Annotated in this window: 18 protein-coding genes and 1 pseudogene; 7 read left to right on the top strand and 12 right to left on the bottom strand. The window is 73.0% G+C overall.

Going from position 1 to position 18,885, the window contains the following annotated elements:
* Positions 1-54: 54 nt before the first annotated feature.
* The gene (locus V5E28_RS01195) at positions 55-570 is read right to left on the bottom strand and encodes a S1 family peptidase (protein WP_336204055.1); all 516 of its coding nucleotides are present in this window, start codon (positions 568-570) and stop codon (positions 55-57) included.
* Between the two features lie 198 nt (positions 571-768).
* Between V5E28_RS01195 and V5E28_RS01200 the strand changes: the two genes are divergently transcribed.
* From V5E28_RS01200 to V5E28_RS01220, 5 genes are all read left to right on the top strand, one after another.
* Positions 769-2,295: a hypothetical protein gene (locus V5E28_RS01200; protein ID WP_336204056.1), complete on the top strand. Its 1,527-nt coding sequence runs from the start codon at positions 769-771 to the stop codon at positions 2,293-2,295.
* Positions 2,296-2,303: 8 nt separating this feature from the next.
* Positions 2,304-2,930 carry a TetR/AcrR family transcriptional regulator gene (locus V5E28_RS01205; RefSeq protein ID WP_336204059.1) on the top strand — a complete coding sequence of 209 codons (627 nt, stop codon included), beginning with the start codon at positions 2,304-2,306 and terminating at the stop codon, positions 2,928-2,930.
* An 8-nt stretch (positions 2,931-2,938) separates the two neighbouring features.
* Positions 2,939-3,061 (top strand): hypothetical protein, encoded by a 123-nt coding sequence (locus V5E28_RS01210; protein ID WP_336204061.1) that lies wholly within the window; start codon positions 2,939-2,941, stop codon positions 3,059-3,061.
* A gap of 455 nt (positions 3,062-3,516) precedes the next feature.
* Positions 3,517-4,896, top strand: a complete 1,380-nt coding sequence (locus tag V5E28_RS01215) for a sensor histidine kinase (RefSeq protein ID WP_336204064.1) — start codon at positions 3,517-3,519, stop codon at positions 4,894-4,896.
* A 138-nt stretch (positions 4,897-5,034) separates the two neighbouring features.
* The gene (locus V5E28_RS01220; RefSeq protein WP_336204066.1) at positions 5,035-6,723 is read left to right on the top strand and encodes an HAL/PAL/TAL family ammonia-lyase; all 1,689 of its coding nucleotides are present in this window, start codon (positions 5,035-5,037) and stop codon (positions 6,721-6,723) included.
* Between the two features lie 9 nt (positions 6,724-6,732).
* Here V5E28_RS01220 and V5E28_RS01225 read toward each other — a convergent pair whose 3' ends face one another.
* The gene (locus V5E28_RS01225) at positions 6,733-7,776 is read right to left on the bottom strand and encodes a GEVED domain-containing protein (protein WP_336204067.1); all 1,044 of its coding nucleotides are present in this window, start codon (positions 7,774-7,776) and stop codon (positions 6,733-6,735) included.
* A gap of 4 nt (positions 7,777-7,780) precedes the next feature.
* Between V5E28_RS01225 and V5E28_RS01230 the strand changes: the two genes are divergently transcribed.
* Entirely contained in the window at positions 7,781-7,957 is a 177-nt protein-coding gene (locus tag V5E28_RS01230; RefSeq protein WP_336204069.1) for a hypothetical protein, read from the top strand.
* Between the two features lie 32 nt (positions 7,958-7,989).
* On the opposite strand, the gene V5E28_RS01235 is transcribed toward V5E28_RS01230, so the two are convergent.
* The 3 genes from V5E28_RS01235 to V5E28_RS01245 form a co-directional block, all read right to left on the bottom strand.
* Positions 7,990-9,204: an NAD(P)-binding domain-containing protein gene (locus V5E28_RS01235; RefSeq protein ID WP_336204071.1), complete on the bottom strand. Its 1,215-nt coding sequence runs from the start codon at positions 9,202-9,204 to the stop codon at positions 7,990-7,992.
* A complete protein-coding gene (locus tag V5E28_RS01240) occupies positions 9,185-10,366 on the bottom strand; it encodes a carboxylate--amine ligase (protein ID WP_336204073.1) in 1,182 nt (393 codons plus the stop codon). Before V5E28_RS01240 ends, V5E28_RS01235 begins: the two co-directional genes overlap by 20 nt.
* 337 nt (positions 10,367-10,703) lie before the next feature.
* Entirely contained in the window at positions 10,704-10,982 is a 279-nt protein-coding gene (locus V5E28_RS01245; RefSeq protein ID WP_336204075.1) for a hypothetical protein, read from the bottom strand.
* Here V5E28_RS01245 and V5E28_RS49420 point away from each other — a divergent pair.
* Positions 10,972-11,172, top strand: a pseudogene (locus V5E28_RS49420) (glycosyl hydrolase); the annotation flags it as partial. The gene V5E28_RS01245 and the pseudogene V5E28_RS49420 sit on opposite strands and share 11 nt — an antisense overlap.
* 209 nt (positions 11,173-11,381) lie before the next feature.
* Here the strand turns inward: V5E28_RS49420 and V5E28_RS01250 are convergent.
* The 7 genes from V5E28_RS01250 to V5E28_RS01280 are packed head-to-tail and all read right to left on the bottom strand — an operon-like array spanning position 11,382 to position 18,884.
* Positions 11,382-12,608: a glycosyltransferase gene (locus V5E28_RS01250; protein ID WP_336204076.1), complete on the bottom strand. Its 1,227-nt coding sequence runs from the start codon at positions 12,606-12,608 to the stop codon at positions 11,382-11,384.
* Positions 12,599-13,729 carry a GNAT family N-acetyltransferase gene (locus V5E28_RS01255; protein WP_336204079.1) on the bottom strand — a complete coding sequence of 377 codons (1,131 nt, stop codon included), beginning with the start codon at positions 13,727-13,729 and terminating at the stop codon, positions 12,599-12,601. The genes V5E28_RS01250 and V5E28_RS01255 overlap by 10 nt, the downstream gene beginning before the upstream one ends.
* Positions 13,726-14,301 carry a hypothetical protein gene (locus V5E28_RS01260; protein ID WP_336204082.1) on the bottom strand — a complete coding sequence of 192 codons (576 nt, stop codon included), beginning with the start codon at positions 14,299-14,301 and terminating at the stop codon, positions 13,726-13,728. Before V5E28_RS01260 ends, V5E28_RS01255 begins: the two co-directional genes overlap by 4 nt.
* A complete protein-coding gene (locus V5E28_RS01265) occupies positions 14,298-15,398 on the bottom strand; it encodes a glycosyltransferase (protein WP_336204084.1) in 1,101 nt (366 codons plus the stop codon). Before V5E28_RS01265 ends, V5E28_RS01260 begins: the two co-directional genes overlap by 4 nt.
* A complete protein-coding gene (locus V5E28_RS01270) occupies positions 15,395-16,087 on the bottom strand; it encodes a polysaccharide deacetylase family protein (RefSeq protein WP_336204905.1) in 693 nt (230 codons plus the stop codon). Before V5E28_RS01270 ends, V5E28_RS01265 begins: the two co-directional genes overlap by 4 nt.
* A 5-nt stretch (positions 16,088-16,092) precedes the next feature.
* Entirely contained in the window at positions 16,093-17,607 is a 1,515-nt protein-coding gene (gene murJ / locus V5E28_RS01275; RefSeq protein WP_336204086.1) for a murein biosynthesis integral membrane protein MurJ, read from the bottom strand.
* The gene (locus V5E28_RS01280; RefSeq protein ID WP_336204087.1) at positions 17,604-18,884 is read right to left on the bottom strand and encodes an O-antigen ligase family protein; all 1,281 of its coding nucleotides are present in this window, start codon (positions 18,882-18,884) and stop codon (positions 17,604-17,606) included. The genes murJ and V5E28_RS01280 overlap by 4 nt, the downstream gene beginning before the upstream one ends.
* Position 18,885: the final 1 nt, after the last annotated feature.

Below are 18,885 nucleotides of genomic sequence, written 5' to 3' on the forward strand. Positions count from 1 at the left end.
GATTCCGTTTGGGGGTATATTAACAGTAAGCGCATATTCCTGTTGCATGTTTGCCTATGGCCGCGTGGTGGCCCCGCGCAGTACCCCTTTGCTAGGCGCCCCATCATAGAAGAGCCACAGCCCGCAGCCGCTGAAGCCCTGGGCGAGCGGGTGGCGCGAATCGGTGTGGAGCGCCACCCACCCGTAGGCGGCCTGTGCGCCCACCGTGCCCGCCGCCTGGGTGGCGAAGGATCCGCCCTGCGGAAACCCGTGTGCCGACCAGCGGGTGCCCAGCAGGGCCGCGTCCTTCACCCGGGCCAGTGGCGCCGGGTCCACATCCGGCGGCTGCGGCCGGTCCAGGGCGAGGAGCGCCACGTCGGCCTCGATCTCGTCGCGCCTGCCGCCGCACTCGGCCCGGAACATGGTGAAGGCATCGTCCGACAGGGGGAACCGCACCCAGCACGGCCCGTCCTGTGGGACCACGTGCGCGCTGGTCAGCACCTGTCCGTCGGCGACGAGCACGCCGGAGCCGGCCGGGGACGACGCTTCCTCATCGGTGAACACCGCGGCCACCCAGGTACGAACAGACACACGCCCACCCTAGGCAGGCACGGCGGGAACGCGCCTGCGAACGCTTCACCGGTCACAGCCGGCGAGATCCGCGACGGAGGCGACCATGGAGTTGAGCGATCGCTCAACTCGGCCTATCGTGCATTTGAGCAGTCGCTCAAAAGGGGTGGGTGCGTCATGCCGCACCGGATCGGGTGACGGGTGAAAGGGCGGGGACGGATGCCTGACTGGACGTACCAGCCGCTGCGGGGGATCGCGGGGGCGCTGCTGGGCGTGCGGCGGTCCCGGCGGGCCGCGCTGCGAGTGCTGGCCTGGACGGGGTCGCTGCCCGGCGGCGGGTGGGCGGTCGCGCGGCTGCTCGGGCACCGGCACCTGCCGCCGCACCTGGCGGGGACGGTGGGCGGGATCGCGGTCCGCAGCCGGTTGGGCGCGGCGGTGCCGCCCGGCGTGGCGCGGGACGCCGTACGGGCACTGCCGCCGCTGGGAGCCGGGCTGATCCTGGTGGAGCCGGTCGGCCTCGCGGACGTGCCGCTGGTACGCGAGGCGGCGGCGGGCAGGCGGGCACCGGTGCTGGTGCGGACGGAGGATCCGGCCGTGGCCGCCGCCCTGGCCCCGCACGTCGACGCGGTCCTGCCGGCGAGCGGCGGCGACGGGCCGGACCTCGTCCGTCCCGTATCGGCGTCGGTGGACCTGGCGGCCCGTGCCCTCGCCGATCCCGCCAAGGCCGTGCTCGCCACGCCGGCCCTGCTGATCGAGGCGGGGCCCGGATGGTTCGGGCGGGTGATGGAGACGGCGACGCCCACCGCGCCCGCCCTCTCGCCGCGAGACGTCGGCCGCGATCCTCGCCGGTGGCCCGCCTGGTGGTGGGGGCTGATGGTCGGCGCCGTCATCGCGACCGCCGGGCTCCTCGCCGCCGCGGTCACGCTCGGGCCGGTGCTCCTCTGGTACGACCGCGCCTTCCTCGGCATGGACACCGAGGCGCTGCACTCCGTCAACCACCACCTGGTCCACTTCCTGCGCCACGACCGGATCACGCTGGCGGGCACGATGGTGGCCATCGGCGTCCTGTATGCCGGCCTCGCCGCCGGGGGCGCGCGCCGAGGGTGGCCGTGGGCGCGCGAGGCCTACCTGGTCTCCGGGTGCGTCGGGTTCACCGCCGTGCTCTACCTCTTCGCCCACGGGTACGTGGAACCGCTCCACACGGCGCTGACCGCCGTGCTCTTCCCCATGTTCCTGGCCGCGGTCCGGAGGCCGCCGGACCGGCCCCGCTGGACGCCCCGCCCGGAAGGGGCCGAACGCGACCGCCGCCGGGCGCTCACCGGCCAGCTCCTCATGGTGATCACCGGGATCGGGCTGTTCGCCGGCGGCGTGGCCGTGTCGGCCGTCGGCCTCACGAGCGTCTTCGTCGCCAGCGATCTGGAGTTCCTGGGCGCCGGGCCGGACACGCTGCGGGCGGCCGGCGCGCGGCTGCTGCCGTTCATCTCGCATGACAGGGCGGGGTTCGGCGGCGCGCTGATGGCGGCCGCCTTGGCGATCACGCTGCTCAGCGCCTGGGGATGGCGGCGCGGCGAGTCGTGGGTGTGGTGGACGCTGGCCCTCGCCGCCGTCGCCGGGTTCGCGCCCGCCGTCGTCGCCCACCTGGCCATCGGGTACCTCGACCTCTGGCATCTCGCGCCGGTCCTCATCGGCATGATCGTCACCGCGACCGCCCTGACGCTCTCGCGCCCGTACCTGTGTGCCCGATGATGGTCGGCATGGCCGACACCCGACAGCGCCTGATCGACGGTGCGATCGAGACGCTTCGCGAACGCGGCATCACCGGCACCTCCGCGCGCACGATCGCCGCCACCGCGGGCGTCAACCAGGCGCTGGTGTTCTACCACTTCGGCAGCGTGCCCGAGCTGCTCAAACAGGCGTGCCTGGCGGCCACCGAGGCCAGGGTCGGGCCGTTCCTGACCCGCATGGACCAGGTCGGGAGCCTGCGCGAGCTGCTCGACCTGGGCCGCGGCCTGCACGCCGAGGAGCGCGCCGCCGGCAACGTCACCGTGCTCGCCCAGGTCCTGGCCGGAGCGCAGGCGGACCCGGCGCTGGCCGAGACCACCTCGGCCGCGCTGCACCTGTGGATCGACGCGCTGGAGCGAACCCTGGACCGGCTGCTGTCCGGATCGCCCGTCGCCGAGCCGGCCGACGTCCCGGGCCTGGCCCGCCTGGTCGCGGCCGCCTTCATCGGCCTGGAGCTGTTCGAGGGCGCGGACCCCGCCGGCGCGCGGGCGGCGCTCGACGCACTCGAACGCCTGGCGCTGCTGACCGAGGTGATCGACGACCTCGGCCCGGTGGCCCGGCGCGCCCTCCGCGCCAAACTCCGCGGCCTCTCCGCCTGATCCCACCGGTGGACCTCGGCCGGCACAGGATCTTCGACGGCTACCGGACGGACCGGAAGAAGGCGGGGGCGCTGGACTCCGGCAAGATGAACGATCCGAAGGGCGCGATGGAACACCCGGGAGTCAAGTGACCGCCGCCGACGAAACTCCGCTGCTGCCGGAGGTGTTGCGGGCCTACCCGTACCCGTGGGACAACGGCTTCGTCTGGACCTCGGAGAAGGAGGACGAGGAGACCCTCGCCTACGCGCGGGCCGTACTGGAAGCCTGCCTGCCGCCCGAGCCACTCGCCACGACCGGCTTCCAGGAGGTTTGGACCCGCCGCATCACCGCCTGGATCGCCGAGCAGACCCTTTACTGGTGCGGCTCATGGTCGACGACGAGGCCGCCGTCACGCCCTGGCTCATGGACCTCGCCGAGCTCTACGTCGGGCGCGGCATGGCAGCCGCGAAAGCCGTGGGCGCGCTCAGCTGGCAATGAAGCGAAGAATCTACGCATTCAATCCTGCGTAACCGCATTTATCGAGGAATCTCCCTAAGTTAGCGGCGAGTGCCACAACCGTGATCTTCTGATCGCCGGGGGGAGTCGGGTGAAGACACGGTTGCGCCGGTCACTGCGGACGCGGCTGGCACTGCTCGCCAGCATCGCCATGTTGCTGCTGAACATCGTGGTCAGCGCGTTCGTGTTGTACGGCATCCGGGACGAGGCCGCCGACATCCTGGCGCACGAGGTGTCCAGCAAGGCCCTGCGCGTGCTCCTCATGGTCAAGCGGGACGAATTGCCCCCGCTGCTGGACGGGAGCGGGCTCGACGGCATGCAGGTGGTCGACCCCGCCGGACGTTCGACCTCCTGGACGCGGAACCTGGCCGGCGCGCCCCGCCAGACGACGGCCATCCCGGACCCGGACCAGGCCAACGACGTCGCGGAGCTCTGCGACCTGCCCGCCTTTCCCGCCCGGTGCGAGATCGTGGTCGCGCTGCGCGCCTACCAGCCGGACGGCACCTGGACCATCTACGCCTTCGACGCGACCGTGCCCTGGTACGTCAGCCCGCATGTGATCCTGTTTCAGATCTGTGTGACGGCATCGCTGGTCGCGCTGACCTGGGTCGGGGTGTCACGCGTCGTGGCCAGGACGCTCGCGCCCGTCAGCAGCATCACCAGGAGGCTGGCCGAGATCACCGCCGGCGGCGGCGGGATGCGCGTCCCCGTGCCGGAGAGCGACGACGAGATCAGGACCCTGGCCGACACCGCCAACAAGACGCTGGAGCGACTGGAGACGGCGATGCGGCAGCAGGAGGCCGCGATGGAGCAGCAGCGCAGGTTCGCCGGCGACGCCTCACATGACCTGCGCAGCCCGATCACCGCGATGCGCGCCCAGGTCGAGGAGGCCATGCTCCACCCCGAGGACACCGACTGGGTGGAGACGAACGCCGAGGTGCTCGCCAGCCTCGACCGGCTCCAGGCCATCGTCACAGACCTGCTCGCGCTGACCAAGCTGGACGCGGGCGCCCCGAGCAACCGCGAGCCCGTGGACCTGAGCGAGCTGGTCGTCACCGAGACCGCCAGGTCCCGCGCCAAGCGCGTCGTCACCGACCTGAAGGAAAGCGCGGTCGTCATGGGCGACCGGTTGCAACTGGCCCGCCTGCTGACGAATCTGCTGGACAACGCCGAGCGGCACGCCGAGACGCAGATCGTCGTGACGGTGCTGCAGCAGGACGGGCAGGCCGTGCTGGAGGTCCTCGACGACGGCGCCGGCATCGCGCGCGAACAACGCGAGATCGTCTTCCAGCGGTTCGCCCGCCTGGACGACTCACGCAACCGCGACGCCGGCGGCACCGGGCTCGGGCTGGCGATCGCCCGCGAGATCGCGTCGGCCCACGACGGCACGCTCACCATCGAGGATTCCGCCACCGGTGCCCGGTTCGTGCTCCGGATTCCCGAATACCCGAACCCGTGCGAGACCGGATGAAGTGAGCGGCCTGCCATAGGACCGGTCGAGACCAGGTCAACACTCCTCCCGCCGGTGTTGAGCCATCCTCGGCGCGTCTTTCCCCCATGCCTATAACGGAGCGGTATTGATCTTCGTCTCGAGACCGGGGGAACCACGTTGACCACCCACGTAGGACGATTGGCCGCCGGTGTCGGTCTGCTCGCCGCACTGTGCGTGCCGGGGCAGGCGGTGGCCGCTCCCGAGCCGGCCCCCATCAGGCCGGCCGCCGCGCCTCCGGTGCTGGACCTGGTGCTGGACGGTGACTCGCTCTCCCTGCGGGACGCCTTCGCGATCCTCGGGGGCCGTCCCGTCTCCGCGCGGCTCGCAGCGGACGCACGGGCCACCATGGACAGGGCGCGGGCGGGAGCGCTGGCGGCCCTGGAGAACCAGCGGGTCTACGGCTGGAACCAGGCACTCGGTCCGCTGAAGGACCGCCCGCTGTCGCCCGAGCAGGCGGAACGGTTCCAGCGCAACGTCCTGCGCTCCCACGCGGCGGGCGTCGGCGAGCCCCTGCCTGACAACGTGGTCAGGCTGGCCATGATCCTCAAGGCGAACCAGATGGCCCGGGGAAAGGTCGGGGTGCGGCCCGAGGTGCCCCAGAGGCTGCTGGCCATGGTCAACGCCGGGGTCGTGCCGCGGATGCCGCAGATCGGCTCGCTCGGCACCGGCGACCTGCAGCCGCAGGCGGCGGCCGGGCTGGCGGCGCTCGGCGAGGACGCGCCGGTGCGCTACAGGGGTGAAGAGGGACCCGCCTCCGAGATGCTGCCGAAGGCCGGGCTGCCCAGGGACTTCGCCTTCCAGGCCGGCGAGGCGCTGCCGATCATCAGCGGCAGCACCGTCCTGGCGGCCACGCTGATGGACGCCGTGCACCGGGCCACGGTCCTCGCCGACCAGGCGGAGGGCGCGTTCGCCCTGTTCATGGAGGCGACCAGAGCCGAGCGGGGCTCGCTCGACGCGCGTACCCACCGGGAACGCCACATCCCCGAGGAGAACGCGATCGCCGCGCGGCTGCGCGCGATGGTGGCGGGCTCGGGCTGGATGACGGAGGAGGGCCGCAAGCGCCTCGACCCGGCGAACTACCATCCGCGGGTCCAGGACGCGGTGTCGGTGCGGGCTGCGCCGCACATCATGGCCGGCCTGCGGCACGTGCTCGCCGACGCGCGCAGGACCCTGGTACGTGAGGCCAACTCCTCGACCTCCAACCCGCTCGTCTTCAAGCGTGATCGGGGGCGGGGGTACGAATTCGTGATGGGCGGCAACTGGGACGGCTCCGTCATGGGGCATCTCGCCGACACCCTGAACGCCGAGATCACCGACGTCGGGGTGCTGTCGCAGGAACTCTCGGGGCGGCTGCTGTCGCCCAGGTGGAGCTACGGCCTGCCGGCGAACCTCGCCGGTGGGACGGTCGGACTGAACTCCGGCATGGTGCAGGTGCAGACGGTGGCCGCGGCGCTGATCCCGGAGATGCAGGTCAGGGCCATGCCTGTGGGGACGCTGTCGCGGCCGGTCAAGGACGGGCAGGAGGACCACAACACGATGGCGATGGCCTCGGTCCGGCACCTGCACGAGAACCTCGACCGGCTCGAAACCGTCCTGGCGGTCCAGTACATGATGGCGGCCCAGGGCATCGACCTCATCGCGCGGCAGATGTCGGGCCTGCCGCTCGGCGCCGTCACGCGTACCCTCCTGGCGGAGATCAGGAGGTACGTCGCGCCCCTGGGCGAGGACCGCTATCTGACCCCTGACCTGGAGCGGGCCATCTGGCTGGTGCACGACCGGCGCCTGAGGCCGTCCGTCGCGCCGTGATCGGCGAGATCAGTCCATGAGCCTGGCCGTGCCGCCGGGACCGCGGAAGAGCCGGATCCGGTGATCCTCGGCCTCCCCGCTGTCCGCCCATCCCGTCGGTGAGGCCACCGCCTCGGCGCCGGCGGCCAGGCGGAGCCGCATCCAGCTGGGGCCTGTGCGCGGCCTCCGCCGGACGGTCCAGCTCAGCGTGGCGGCGGTGGCCCCCCTCGCCACCGCCGCCGTCGCCCGCTCGTCGGCGTCGAAACGGCCGTCGCGGTCGAAGTCGATCCAGCCGGCGACGTTCGACGGCGAGCCGGACCTCACGGGCACCGCCAGCCTGTAGGTGCGGCCGCTGCCCTTGATCCGCGCCTGCGGGTCGCCCACCGCGTCGTCGTCGTCCGTGCCGGCGGGCAGCCCGCGCGGTGTCATGCTCACCGCGTCGAGGTGGTCCGCGCTCACGGACCGTCCCAGGTAGGAGTCGGTGATCGCGTGGGAGGCCGCGCCGTACGAGGCGGGCGCGTCGGAGCCGTCCTCGGCCAGCGACAGCTTGAAGGCGGCCCACAGCTGCGGCGTCGGCCCGCCCTTGCCGTAGCGGACGTTGAGGGCCCTCAGCTTGACGGTGAACTCGGTGACGGTGCCGTTCACCTTGGCCGTGCCGCAGGTGTAGACCACGCCGCAGGTGGTGGACCGGGCGGGATAGACCCGTACCGGCTCGATCGAACCGGCCGTGACGCGGAAACCGGGGAAACCCGCCGCCTGCGAGAAGGCCGGCTTGACCGGAGACCCGCCGACCAGGTCGATGGCGGGCCAGTAGTCGTCGCGGCGGGTCGCGGACTTTCCCGACGCGCCACCGGTGCCGAACACGTGCAGACGCGGGTCGCGTACCGGCCTGGAGAACGTGAACGTCAGCGTGGCGACGTCACTCCAGGCGCCGGGCGTCACCGCGAAGTCCTCGTAGAGGTCGACGATTCCCGCCGTCGCCTTGGCGTTGGCCGGGGCGAGATACTCGTCGGCCGGCGCCGCCGGGTTGGCGGGCGACACCGAGGCGGAGGCGACACGCGCCGTTCCGATCATCGTCTTGCGCACCGTCACCGTCACGCCGGACGGAGCCCGGCCCGTGGCCGACGTGGCCGAGTTGGTGAACGACGATGACGCGTCGCCGGCGTGCGCGAGGCAAACGGTCCCCGGGACGCTGATGAATGCCGTGGTCGCGCAGGCCAATATCCCGCGAAGAACCATGTTTCTCCCCCACTAGGTTGCTGTCTGTCTGCCGGATCCGCAGGAAGGTCAGGACGCCGTCGGTCTCGTGGCTCGTCGTGGTCCGCGCAGGCGGCCGACGAGGCCCGCGGTCACGCGGCGGGCCGCGAAGTCGCAGCCGCACACGAACCGCATGGCCGGTCCGAACGTCGCCGCGGCCGCCAGCCCGACCAGGTAGAGACCGGTGACGGACGTCTCGAAGCCGCGGCTGAGCCGCGGGGCGGGTCCCGAGGAGGCGACCTGCCGCCGCAGGTGCTCTCCGAGGATCTCGATCCTCGCCACGTCGACCCGGTAGCCGGTCGCCGCGATCACGTGCTCGGTGTCCAGCGTGGTGACCGCCCCCGAGGCGTCCTTCAGATGCAGCCGGATCCCGTCGCGCTGCTCGCAGGCCGTCAGCCGCGTGCCCAGGTTCACCGCGACGGCGCCGTCGAAACGCTCCCTCAGCCACCACGATCCGGCGGGGCCGAGGGTGGTGCGGACGATGTGCCTGCGGGCCTGCTCCGGCAGGTATCTGACCGCGCCGGGCAGGCGTGACCAGGCCACGGAGGGCCAGCCGCTGCCGAGGCTGGAGCGGGGCGCCCGGACGCGGGACATGATCGAGCGTCGGTGCACGGGGACGTCGTTCCAGGCCAGCGCGCCCGCCCGCGCCACGATCCGGACCCCCGCCCCCGCCTCCGCCAGCAGGGTCGCGGTCTCCAGCGCCGACTGTCCCGCGCCCAGCACGGTCACGTCCCGGCCCGCGAAGGCGCTCAGCTCGTGGTGGTCGGAGCTGTGCGTACACGCCGAGGGCGGCAGCGCGGCCACGACGCCCGGCCGGTGGGCGAACGGCAGGAAGCCCAGGGCGAGCACGGTGGTCCTGGCCAGCACGGACTCCCCCGACGACAGCGAGAGCGCGAACAGTCCGCCCTCGGTGTCGACGGCCGTCACCTCCGACTCGTCGAGAGCCTGGCCCACCGCTCTCGCGCGGAACCACTTGCCGTAGGCCGCGAACCTGTCCACGGGCACCGGCTCTCCGTACGCGTAGCGGTGGAAGGCGTCGAGGCCGTAGCGCCCGTCCGGGTCACCGAGATGGGACGCGTCCGGCTCGGATTTCAGCAGCATGCCCCGCGGCATGTGCTGTTCCCACGCTCGCATCGGCTTGCCGAACACCCGGACGTCCAGTCCGGCGCCCAGCGCGTGGGCCGCCACGGAGAGCCCGTACGGACCCGCGCCCACGATCGCCACGTCAATCACCGGGGTGCGCACATTTCCTCCAGTTGTTTCCCGCCCGGGTAAGGCAGCGCTTCATCGTCTGTCCGGCCATCGCCACGAAGGGCCGGAGGTCGTCGGCCGAAAGCCAGGCGAACTCGTCTGCCGCGCACAGGGCGCGCAGGGTTCGCGGCCCCGCGGCGAGGAGGTCGTAGTTCTCCACCACGTATGTCCGGCCGTGATCGGCCCGTCCCCGCACCGCCTGCCTGCCGGAGAGATGCAGATGCGCGGCCCGCACCACGTCCAGGCCCATGCTGTCGCTGAACAGCCGGAACTGGGCGCCGAGCCGCGGATTGAAGTCCAGCAGGTGGTAGGCGTCCTTCACCGGGTCGTGGCGGAAGTCGATGTCCAGGACACCGCGGTATCCCACTGTCGCCGCCAGCTCACGAACGGTGGCCTCCACGACGGGGTTGGGCAGCCACCGGCCGTAGGTGGTGAGGCCCGCGCCCGCGGGATAGGCGCGCTCCTTACGTCCTGCCCCGCCGTACAGGCAGCGCGAGTTCTCGTCGAAGTAGCCGTGGAAGAACCAGTCCGCGTGGGGGCCGCCGGGCACGAACCGCTGGAACAGCAGGTCGCTCCCGGCGGCGTGCCGCAGCAGGCGGGCCACCTGTTGGGGCCTGTGCACCAGGCTGGTGTTGCGCAACCCGGTGCCGGCGGGCAGGAGCCAGGGCTGTGCCCACTTGGCGACCAGCGGCAGTCCGAGGTCGGCGACGGCGGCCTCGGCGTCGCGCTCTCCGGTGATCAAGCGGGTCTCCGGCTGGGCGATGCCGAGCGTGGCGCACAGCTGGTACAGCAGGCGCTTGTCAGCGAGGGTGCGGGGCAGGCCGGGCGTCTGGTCGGGCATGAGGTAGTAGGGGCGCAGTTCGGCCGCGTGCTCCGCGACGGCGATGGCCCCCTCGTCGTCGAGCGCCAGCAGGACGGCCTTGCGCCCGATGCTGCCCGCGACCTGCGTGAGGGCCCGGACGATGTCCCGGCCGCGTGGCCGTGTGTGCATCCGTGCCAGGTATTTGGAGCGATACGTCGGCGCGTGTCTCCCCTCGACCAGCCCGTGTACCTCGACCCCGGCCCTGCCGAGGGAGCGGATGGCGCCGAGCGTCCCGTGGTGGAAGACATTGGAGTCCAGCCGCAGCACGAGCGCCGGAATGGTGCGATCGAGCATGATTTACGCCCTACTCCTTCGCGATAACCATGAATCAGGCAAGTCGCGAGTCGGATATCCGGCTTGCCGCTACCTGGGGTATAGGACTCGAGAAAGGCAACAATTGGGGATGTTCGATGCTGGCGAGGAAGAGCTATCTGCACTGGTCGCTCGCGATAGCCGCGGGGTCGGTCGTGGCGGCGTGGCTCGGCCTCGCGACCCGGGTCGACAGCACGCCGGACAGCCGGCCGCGACCCGGCGCGGCGCTGGGTGTCTTCCTCGCCTCGGACTGGCGCGGCCCACGGCGCCTGGCCGCCTTCGAGTCGTGGCTGCGGAACAGGGTGACCGTGGGGCGGACCTACCTGCCGGGCGAGCGATGGGAGGGGATCAGGGGAGCCGGGTTCATCCTCGACCCCTGGATTCGCTGGCGGGCGGCCCTCCCGGGCCGGATCCTGGCGGTGAACGTGCCGATGATCGCTCCGAACGAGACGGGGATGCCCGACGCGGAGGTGTCGCGGCGGCTCGCCGAGGGCGCGCGCGGCGACCACGACCACCACTTCCGGCAACTCGCCACGAAACTGGTCGCCTCGGGTGCCGGTGACTCGATCATCGTGCTCGGCTGGGAGATGAACGGCACCACTTACTCCAGCCGGTGTGCGCCCAATCCGGAGGCGTGGAAGCAGTACTGGCGGCGCATCGTGGCGACCATGCGGGCGACGCCCGGTCAGCGTTTCCGCTTCGACTTCGCCCCCAACCGCGGGCGTGACGCGATCCCCTGGCCGGAGTGTTATCCCGGCGACGACGTGGTCGACATCATCGGGATGGACAGCTACGACCAGGGGCCCGGGCTCCAGTTCTCCGACTACGTCGACCAGCCTTACGGCCTGCGGCATCAGGCCGAGTTCGCGGCCCAGCGCGGCAAGGCCATCTCCTTCCCGGAGTGGGGCCTGTTCCGCAACGGCGATCGTCCCGCCTTCGTCCACCAGATGCTCGACTGGATCGACAGTCACAACGTGGTCTATCACTCGATCTCCGATTACTGTCCCCACGGCGTCTGGCAGTGCTCGTCGAACCCGCGCTCGTCGGCGGTCTTCCGCATGCGGCTGCGCCCGCGCCCGTTCCCCGCGCCGGCCCCGGCTCCCGTTCCGACGCCGGTGGGCATGCCCAGCAGTCCCAGCGTGTGCTCGGCGAGCGAGTCCATCGACCGGTCCACGTCGAACGCCCCCGCCAGCGCCGCGGCGGCCGCCCCCTCGGCGGCGGCCAGCGCGGGTTGCCCGAGCCTGAGCAGCAGTGCCTCGGCCAGCGCCGCCGGGTCTTCCGGCGGGACGACCGCGCCGACTCCCCCGGCCACCAGCTCGGAGATGCCGGGCACCCCGGAGGCGACCAGGGACCGTCCCGAGGCGAGCGCCTCCAGCGCCGTGAACGGCAACCCCTCCCAGCGGGAGGGCAGCACCACCACGTCCGCCGCGACGTACCAGGACCGCACGTCGGTGACACCGCCGGCGAAGTGAACGCGGGGCACGGCGAGCGACCGCAGTGCGCCGAGCATGGGGCCGTCGCCGACGACGGCGAGCCGGGCCGAGCTGTCACGTCCGGCGATCCGCTGCCACGCCGAGAGCAACACGTCCTGGCCCTTCTGGCGGGTTACCCTGCCGACGCAGACCGCCAACGGCGTCCGCTCGGCGATGCCGTGGCGGGCCCGGGCCGCCGCCCGCTCCTCCGGGCCGGCGGCTCTGAAGCGGCGCAGGTCCACGCCGTTGCGCACCACCACGAGATCGGCGGGAACGCCGTACCTCCTGGCCAGCGCGGCTTCGCCCTCGCCCACGCAGACCACCCGGGAGGCCCAGCGCGCGGCCAGCCGCTCCCAGCCCAGCGCCGCGGCGGCGGCCGGCCCCCGGGCGGCCAGCCAGGACCAGCCGTGCGGCTGGAAGAGCGTGGGCACCCGCCCCCTGATCGCGGCCCGGCCCGCCAGCCCGGCCTTGGACGAGTGCAGGTGCACCACGTCGGGGCCGAACTCCCGCACGATCCGCGACAGCCGCCTCGCCTGAGCGACGTCGGAAGGCCCCGGTGAGCGGGTGGCCGCCCAGGCCAGGCAGGGCACGCCCAGGCCGGCCAGCTCACCGGCCAGCGGACCGGACGGGGGGCACGCGACCGCGACCCGCCAGCCCCGCCGTGCCTGGTCGGCGGCGGCCATGGCGACGTACGCCCCGACGCCGCCGTCCACCGGCTGGGTGACATGGAGGACGCTCGGGGTCAACGCCATGCCGCGAGCCTCTCCGCCAGTCGGGGGCAGCGCCGCTTGAGCAGCTCGCGGCTCGCCGCGCGGGCCCCGGCGGTGGCGGCGTAGGCGGCGGCGCGGGCGCCGCGTCCGAGCATCACCCGCTGGTTGACGACCGCCTCGCAGCCGAACTTCGCCTTGTACGGCTCGTCGCCCCGCAGCAGGCTGAGCACGGGCTTGCCGAGCCGGTGGGTCATCGCCAGGTTGTTCCGCAGCAGCATCGTGAGAACGTCGGCCTCGGCTCGCAGATCGGGGTGAGCCCCGTACAGGTAGCCCCCTACGAAGTCCTTGCCGACCAGCGTGAAGTCACAGGCCACCAGCCGCCCGCTCACCCGGTACTCCATCAGCCTCGCCTGGTCGGCCGCCACCAGCGACTTCGCGGCCCTCGCCAGATGGTCCATGAACCGCGGCTGGGTGTGCTGCGTGTTGATCCCCCGGCTCTCCCACTGCAGGGCGTGCAACCGCAGCAGCTCGGCCATCGACTGCTCGGCCCGGTCCGCCTCGACCACGGCCGTCGACACGTCCATCGCGTCGAGCTTGCGCAGCGCCGACCGCAGCCGGCGCGCCCGCCGGCTCTCGAACCCGGCCATCATCTGCTCGATGGGCTGCCCGGGCATCTGGAGGCAGGTGGAGGCGGGCAGGGTCCAGGCCCCGCCGCCCCAGAGCTCGGCCAGCCGGCGGATCGTCGCGCCGGGGCGCGCCTCGGGCAGGTCGATCACATCCCAGCCCGGCTGCGCGAGCATCCCGGCTCGCAGCTCGCGCAGACCCGCGTCCACCTCGGAAGCGTCCGCCACGATGTCGGTGAAGTCGGACTGCCCTCCGCCGACGGGGGTCAGCACCCGGCAGCCCAGCCTGTACTCCAGCCTGAGCGGCGCGGCCGCGACCAGCCGCCCGTCCCGGTGCGCCAGGAACACGCGCAACCGCCCCGGCGTCCCGTAGGCCCGCCACCAGGAGGCCAGCCAGCCATGCGACTGGAACGGCGTGGCGACCGAGCTGCGGGAGTAGAGGTCCGCCCAGTCCGCCGACAGCGCGGCCAGATCCTCGCCTTTCCGGACCACGCGCAGCGTGAGCCCGGCGTTCGAGGTCCGTGAGGGTGCGGCGCTCACGCGTTCGCCCCGCTCAGCGCGACCGCCGGCTCGCGCCGCACCTGGTGGCGGGGCCGCGGTGCCGCCAGGCGGACGAGGCCGGCCACGAGGACGGCCCCGCAGCCGCCGATGGCCACGCTGATCAGCGGCACGGGGGACGAGGGACGGATCGAGGAGGACGCGCCGGCGAAGGAGGCCAGCCGCACGCGGGTGTCCGCGGCGTGGACGTTGGCGTAGTTGATCAGCGCGGCGGCGGCCCGGTTGGCGCGATCGGCGGCCTCCCCGGGGGTGGCCGCCACGGACGTGAGGCGCACCAGCGGAGCGTCGGGCGAGGCGGCCACGCTGAGGCTGTCCTGCTCGGCCTCGTCGCTGGTGAGAAGGCCAGGGTGGGCGGAGATCCGGGCGTACGCGGCGGCGAAGTCGGCCGCCTGCGCCGGGTCGCCGCCCGCCACCACCACGACGTAGGCGTCAGCGGCGTAGACGGCGTCCGTGGCCAGGCTGTACGCGGCCCCGCCCGCCGTGCCGAGCGTCAGTGACAGCGGAAGCCACCATCGCGAGAGCAGGCCCGTGATGCGGGTCCCTGTCCAGGTCATCGTTGTTCCTCCGTGGGTGCGGCGCCCAGCAGGCGCAGATAGAGCGACTCCAGCCGGTCCGCCTGCCGGCGGATGTCGTAGAGGTGGACGGCCTCGGGCGGGGGCAGCCGGCCGGGTGGGCGGGCGGCGAGCGCGGACAGCTCCGCGGCGAACCGGTCCGGCGCCACGCGCCGTGCCCCCGGCGCCGAGCCCGGCGGCAGGTCCTCGATGGCCGGGCAGGCGTCGTACAGGGCGGGCAGGCCGGAGGCGAGCGCCTCGACGACCGCCATGCCGAACGTCTCTTCCGCCGAGGGCGCGGCCAGCACGTCCATCGCCGCCAGCATGGCGCGCACGTCGGTGGACTCTCCGGCGAAGATCACCCGGTGCTCGGCTCCCACCGCGCGGGCCAGCTGCCGCAGCCGCTGCTCGCAGGAACCGGTGCCGACCAGGAGGAGGACCGCGTGTTCGAGCGCCGGCATCGCCTCCACCAGCGACTCGAAGCGCTTGCCCGGCTCCAGCCGGCCGACACCGCCGATCACGAACGTGTTCTCGGCCACGCCCAGCCGAGTCCGGGTGCGCCGGCGCAGTGCCGCGTCGAAGCGGAACTCCGCGCCGTCGACGCCGTTGGGGATCACCACGATGCGCGAGCGCGGGACGCCCCAGCGCGACAACCGGTCGGCCGCCGTCGGCGAGACGGCCACGGTCAGGTGTCCGAGCAGCTCGCTGGCCAGGTACAGCGCCCTGATCGGGCGGGTGAGGCGGCGCCCCTCGATGTGCTCGTGCCCTATCGAGTGCTCGGTCGCCACGATCGCCGGGACGTTCGCCAGCCGTGCCGCCAGCCGGCCGTACACGCAGGCGCGGTACAGATGGGTGTGCACCACGTCGTAGCGGTGCTTCCGCATGAGCCGGGCGAGCCGTCCGACAGCTCGCAGATCCCTGTTCCCGCGCATGCCGACGTGGTGGACAGGGACGCCGGTGCGCTCGATGGCGTCCGCCACCACCCCGCGACCGGTGAGCACGGCGACGTCACAGCGAGCCCGCAGGTGCGGCAGCAGCACTCGCAGCTGCTGCTCCGCGCCACCCGCCGCCAGGCCGGTGATGACATGCAGAACTCTCACCTGCCCCACCGGATCCTGTGGCGGGCCCGCTTCGCGCGCAGCCGTAGCGCGCCGTCCCGGTCGCCGACGTAGGTACGGGGCAGCGCGTGCGTGCCGCTGAGCCCGGATTTCCAGATCGCGCAGGCGTAGCCGTAGCCCGCCCGGCGGACGGCGGCCACCTCGCGGGCGGCGGCGTGCCCGTACGGGTAGCAGAACCCGCTCACCTCGCCGCCGAGCACGTCCTCCAGCGCCGTCCTGCTGGTGGCGACCTCGTGCCAGAGCGCGTCCTCGCTCAGGCCGGTCAGCGAGCGGTGCCCGGCCGAGTGCGAGCCGACCTCCATGCCCTGCCTCGCGGCCCACCGCACACCGTCGGCGTCCATGAGCGGCTTGCGCGGGGCGCCGGGGTCCCAGCTGTTGTGCTCGCCGAGCAGGCCGGACACCACGAAGACCGTCGCCGTGAACCGATGCCTGTGCAGGGCGGGCACGACCTCGCCGAGGAAGTCTTCGTAGCCGTCGTCGAAGGTGAGCCCGACCAGGCCGCGGGCGGTCCCCCCGGCCCTGGCGCGCAGGAGCTCGCGCATCGAGACGCCGGTCAGGCCGTGGCGGGCCAGCCAGCTCAGCTGCCAGGCGAAGCGGTCAGGGGAGACCGTGATGCGAAACGGATCGCTTTCGCATTTGTCCACGGAGTGGTACATGAGCACCAGCGGCATGGCTGTCACGCACGACCTCGCATCCTGATCAGGTGAGTGATCCTGGTGGTTTCGGTGAGAGGGATCCTGGCCCCCATGAGGGCCGCGACGACGGCGAAGGCAGCGGCCATCGCGGCGCCGGCCAGAGCCAGGGCGATCGGCTGGGGCAGGCCCGCCAGCAGCGACCGCGTTCCCCAGCCCACGCCGGTGGCGGCCGTGGCGGCCAGGAGCGGGACGCCGAGAGGAAGGGCGGCCGCGCGCAGTGGCAGGGCGACGGCCCGTCCCCGCAGTCCGACCAGCAGCATCGCGGCGGTCAGCGTGATCCCGGCCGCGTTCGCCGCGGCGATCCCGGTGACCCCCCACGAGGGCCTCGCGAGCACGGCCGTCATGGCCAGCCCGGCGGCCATCGCGAGGGCCGGGTACCAGGAGGCGCGGGCACCGCAGAAGAACACCCGGCACGCGACCCCGACCACTGCCTGGCCGAGCAGCCCCAGCGAGTAGATCCGCATGATCTGCGCGGTGGCGGCGGTGTCGGCCTCGGTGAACGCGCCGTACTCCAGCAGCACGGCCACGACGTCCGGAGCGCAGACCAGCAGCACCGCGGTGGCCAGCAGCACGATGGCGGAGGCGGTGACCAGGTCGTCGGCCATCCTGCGGCGCACCTGCGCCCTGTCACCGGCGGCGACGGCGCGGGCGAGGTGCGGGAAGCTCACGGTCGCCACGATCAGGGACAGCGTCATCGGCACCTGAGCGATCTTCTGCGCGTAGTTGAGGTGCGAGATCGACCCCTCGGCCAGCGACGAGCCGACGAACCTCTCGACGAAGACCTGGCACTGGCGCGCGAGCGTGAAGACGGCGACCGGCATGAACACGGCCCAGGGCAGCGGCACGGCGCGCGCGGGCCGGCGCAGCGGCCCGTAGAGCCGGACGAACGCCGGGGCCTGGACGAGCACCATGCCCACGCCTCCCGCGGCCACCCCGACCGCGGCTCCGTACGCGCCCTGCTCTCGCAGGGCCCACATGCAGGCGACGACTCCCAGGTTGTAGGCGAGGTAGATGGCGGCCGGCGGCGCGAACACCTGTCGCGTACGCAGCGCCGCGCTCAGATATCCCGCCAGCCCGAACGTCAGGATCGTGACCGAGGCCACCCGCATGCAGTCGGTGGCGAGGTCGGCCCGCGCGATGCCGGGCGCGAGCAGGCCGACCAGCCACGGCGCGCTCGCGGCGGTCACCGCGCTCAACGCCGCGAGCGTGAGGAACAGGTACGGCAACGTCGACGACACCAGGTCCCGCAGGTCGTCGCCCGCCTCCATCGCCCGGCTGAACAGAGGGATCAGCACGAAGGCCATCGCTCCCTCGATCAGCAGGGGCGCGGCGGTCTCCGGGATCGTCCAGGCGACGAGGAACGCGTCGGTACCGGCGTCGGCGCCGAACGTCGTGCCCAGCAGCAGATCGCGGACGAAACCGAGCAGCGAGCCGAGCCCCATGAGCAGGGCGGTGACGCTGACGGCCTTGACCGCGGGCGAGGTGGCCGTCGTCATCGCGCTCCCCCGCGGCCGGCGGTGACCGGAATGCCCGGCGCCATCGCCTCGGGCCGGGCGACGAGCGACAGGACGAGCCCCAGGGCGACGGACATGACCAGGGTCGGAGCACCGCCGATGTCGCTGTAGGCGAAGTCGACGATCTGCCAGGTCACCAGCCCGGCCGCCGCGAGAGAGGCTCCCCGGACCGCCCACCACGCCATGGACCCCAGGTAGCCGCAGAACGCCGCCAGCCCGAGCAGGCCCTGCTCGCTGAGCGTCAGCAGGAACATGTTGTGCGGGGAGAGCAGGGGCTGGCGCCGGAAGCCGTTCACCGGGTCGTCGGTGTCGCTGGCGGACGACAGCTCGATGGGCGCGTAGGTGTCGCGCAACTGGGCGAACATGCGCGGGCCGGCGCCGGTCAGCGGGTGGTCCAGCCACATGTCCGCCGCGGTGCGCCACAGGCTGTAACGGTCGCTCAGGGACTGGTCGGGCTGCGTCACGGCGGAGCCGATCGAGGCCAGCCGCCGCCCCAGCACGTCCGGCCCCGTGCCCAGGCCGCAGGCCAGCACGATCGCCGCCGTGGCGCCGACGAGGACCACCCGGGCGGCCAGCACTCGGCTGTGCAGGAAGAGCACGACCAGCGAGGCGCACAGCAGGGCGAGCCAGGCGCCGCGGCTCAGCGACAGGGCGAGCGGGACGCAGAGCAGGGCAGCGCCCGCGAGCGCGGCGGTGCGCGCTGCACCCCGCAGGGTCAGGCCGGCGGCCAGCAGGATGATCGCCCCGTAGCTGACCACGCTCGCCATGCCCATCACGTCGAGCGAACCGAACGTGCCGACGGCCCGCACCGGCTCGCCCGCGTACGACGCGCCGGTGCCGGTGAGCACCTGGACGCAGCCGACCAGCCCCTGCAGGCCGGCCGCCCCCACCAGCGCGCCGCCGACGATCAGGGTGTCGGTGCGATCCCGGACCGTCACCATCACCGCCAGCGGGATGAGCACGAACACCTGCACGTACCTGACGTAGCCCGGCAGGCTCACCAGCGGGTCGGAGGAGGTCAGCGCCGCGATGCCGACCACGCCCGCGACAGGTGCGAGCACCAGCGCGCGGGCGGGCAGCCTGACCGCCCGCGCCGTCGTCAGCAGGACGGCGAGCGCGACGACGACCAGCAGGATCGAGGCGACGTCGGCGGCTGTCGCGTGCGTGCCGGCGGAGACGTCCGCACGCCCCGCCGGCAGGCAGGTCAGGACCACGATGCCGGCCGCCGCCAGGCTGGGCCGGGGATGGAGCGCGCCCACG

This window comes from Nonomuraea sp. LPB2021202275-12-8 (genome assembly GCF_037044575.1).
Taxonomy (GTDB): Bacteria; Actinomycetota; Actinomycetes; order Streptosporangiales; family Streptosporangiaceae; genus Nonomuraea.

Bases quoted from the DNA above. Each gene is read 5' to 3' on its own strand.
- V5E28_RS01225 (WP_336204067.1), bottom strand. From the start codon at position 7,776: ATGATCGGAACGGCGCGTGTCGCCTCCGCCTCGGTGTCGCCCGCCAAC.
- murJ (WP_336204086.1), bottom strand. From the start codon at position 17,607: ATGACGACGGCCACCTCGCCCGCGGTCAAGGCCGTCAGCGTCACCGCC.
- V5E28_RS01260 (WP_336204082.1), bottom strand. From the start codon at position 14,301: ATGACCTGGACAGGGACCCGCATCACGGGCCTGCTCTCGCGATGGTGG.
- V5E28_RS01250 (WP_336204076.1), bottom strand. From the start codon at position 12,608: ATGGCGTTGACCCCGAGCGTCCTCCATGTCACCCAGCCGGTGGACGGC.
- V5E28_RS01270 (WP_336204905.1), bottom strand. From the start codon at position 16,087: ATGCCGCTGGTGCTCATGTACCACTCCGTGGACAAATGCGAAAGCGAT.
- V5E28_RS01240 (WP_336204073.1), bottom strand. From the start codon at position 10,366: ATGCTCGATCGCACCATTCCGGCGCTCGTGCTGCGGCTGGACTCCAAT.
- V5E28_RS01200 (WP_336204056.1), top strand. From the start codon at position 769: ATGCCTGACTGGACGTACCAGCCGCTGCGGGGGATCGCGGGGGCGCTG.
- V5E28_RS01205 (WP_336204059.1), top strand. From the start codon at position 2,304: ATGGCCGACACCCGACAGCGCCTGATCGACGGTGCGATCGAGACGCTT.